Here is a 2,819-nt window from a genome sequence, read left to right as displayed (position 1 = left end):
TTCGGTCTCAGGCACGCCAATAAAGAACTGGGCCGGTGCCAATAAGGAAAAATTTGTGTATGGAACAGAGGCAGTGCCGGAGGATGTTTATATTACAAATAACTTCTTGTACAGGAACTGCTACGGATTCCCGGGCGCCAACTCACTGACCTCTTTCTACACAACTAACATGCAGGTACTGCACAACTACCTGTATGACTCCACTTACGGTGCTATGAGCATCGGTTGGGGCTGGTGCGAGTACGATGGGTTCGGTCATACCGCCCAAGGTACTGTTAAGGACGGCGGCCCTTACGCTGGTACAAGTGAAGGAAGCCTAGCAAGGTCTCCGGCAATATCTACCACATCCAGAAATAACAAAATAAACTATAACAGGGTAGAGGAAATATGCACCGTAGTAAATGACTCCGGAGCCATTTACTCACTGGGACGTCAGGGAGATCCCGGTAATTTGCTGGGCGGAGGTACATGGGACACCGTCAACAATTTGACAAGCAGCCCCGTCACCGACGAGACCAGTAACTGGCATCCTGACAACTGGACGAATTACACCGAGATGAACTACAACTTCCTTGACCCAAATCCCAGTAACAAACCCACTACCTCCAACAACTGGACGAACGGGTTCCATCCCGACGAAGGAAGTACGTTTATAAAGATGATAGGCAACGTCGTGCAGTCAAAGCTGTCCCATTCCCCTGGACGGAGCCGTCTTTATGAGTTTAACAACTGGAAGCGCAAAAGTGACATGATTGCCATCGAAGGTTACGTGGACGGGGATAACGACCAGAATGGCGGCCCCAGAATTACTTTTGACAATTACAAAAGCGCAGATCGCATTTGGCCGGCTGAGGGTAACCAAATCGTTTTGAATTCGGGACTTACCGATGAATACACTCATATGATACCAAGGAGCCTCATTGCCGATACCGAATTTGAGCTGGCTTCCAACATCATCATGGGTAAAGGTGAAAAGCTGAGCCGCAGGGGTCTGCTCGAACATGGAGATACTGTTTGGCTTGCACCCGCGGGCACAACCGAATTTGTAGAAGGCAATACTATGACAAAAGCTGCCGGAGACGCAAAGACAATCGACGCTCCGTCTGCTCCTGGAGAATACAAATTATATATCGTGTATGCAGACAGCAGCAAAGGAACGGCTACTTCCAAGTATACGGCATATGTCGACACCAGCGCGACAGCGGTCAATGTGAAAAACGGAGAAAGTTACGAGGTTTCAGCAGTACAGCCTCTTAAATTGACTTTGAGTGAAGACTACACCTATACGCTCAACGGCAATCCCGTGGTAGATGGGTACGAAATCGCCACCGAAGGAAGTTGGGACTTGGTACTCAGCACTCCGTCGTCGCCGAATGCTACAACCATCAAGTTTACCACCACAGTATCGGAGGCAAATAAGCTGCTCGCGGCTAACAAGACAGTAGCCCCTGGAGAGACAGTCAGATTTGCGTACGATTTAAACGACAAATCAAAAAAGATATGGATTTCCTCGCCGGCTGGTGGACATTTTGATGGAGGCGACGATGAAACAATGGTCTACGGCGATAAGCTCGGCATAACTGCGCCTGAGGTGTCTGGTACATATGCTATTTTTGTACTGTCCAAGGACGACGAAGTACTCAGCCAGTCGCATGCTCGTGTTGTGGTGAGTGAAACGGCACCTGTCGACCCATCGGTTGACAAAACACTGCTGACCGCCTTGATTGACGCAACTGATGATCTGGACAGTGCGGTTTATACAACCAATTCATGGAACACTTTTGCAAGCGCCTTAAGCGAGGCCCAAGCTGCCGCCTCTAATAATGAGATCGGACAGGAAGCAGCGGACAATGCATATTTCGCGCTGCGTAACGCGTTCAAATCGCTTCGTGTAGCAACCGACATTTTTATTGAGGCAGAAAGTGCTACTGTATATGGTCCCTTCAGCGGCCGTAACTGGTCAGTTGTCAAAGGACAGTACACGCAAGCTATGCACGCCTTGCCTGACAGTGGGTATGTACAGTCAAGCACCAGTGCAGCCAATCTTGCGAATACTCCAAGACTTTCATATACAGTCAATATTCCGGTTGCGGGGAATTACACTGTATGGGTACTGGCCAAGACTCCTAGTTACGATAGTGACTCCCTGCACGTAGGATTGGATAATACTTATAAATTCAGTGCAAATAGCATTCATGATGATAGCAACGGTGCGTGGAAATGGGTAAATCTCTCGAATAGAATATCAGCGGGGTCTGCCTTGCAGAATGTTACCGCCGGACAACATACATTAGATATCTGGTTCAGGGAAGACGGTTTTGCAGTCGACCGCATATTCTTGACCCAAAGCACTTTGACTGCGGACCCTGTCTGGTTCGGTCAAACAGCAGTGCTTGACAAAAATTCGCTAACCTTGGCAGAAGGCTCAGCAGGAACACTTACAGCAACAGTAACCCCTGAGGATGAAGCTGACAAGACTGTGACATTTAGTTCGAGCAATGAAGCGGTAGCTACTGTAACAGGGAAAGTTTACGATGAAGAAACAGGAGCCACAAGTATAACTGTTAATGCCATAGCTGTAGGAACGGCAAGTATAATTGCCACAACTGCAAATGGAAGCCAAACGGCATGTGACGTAACAGTTACAGAGAAGCCCGCACCGAATAAAAATATCTATGTTTCTACAACTGGTGACGATACCACCGGAGACGGAACTCAAGCGAAGCCGTACAAAACTCTTGCCAAGGCAAAAGAAGTGGTAAGGACTCTGCCTAAGACCGGCGGCGATATTGTAGTTCAAATTGCCGATGGGTTCTATC

At 48.4% G+C, this 2,819-nt stretch carries 1 protein-coding gene; it reads left to right on the top strand.

Annotated elements, in window-relative coordinates; all coding sequences use genetic code 11:
- On the top strand, positions 1-2,819 hold a 2,819-nt coding region (locus DFR58_RS22285; RefSeq protein WP_207659318.1), incomplete at both ends, for an Ig-like domain-containing protein.

The organism is Anaerobacterium chartisolvens, from assembly GCF_003337415.1.
In the GTDB taxonomy this organism is placed as follows: Bacteria; Bacillota; Clostridia; order Acetivibrionales; family DSM-27016; genus Anaerobacterium; species Anaerobacterium chartisolvens.
Note: the sequence above shows the minus strand (reverse complement) of the source record. Positions and strands in the feature narration are given on the sequence as shown.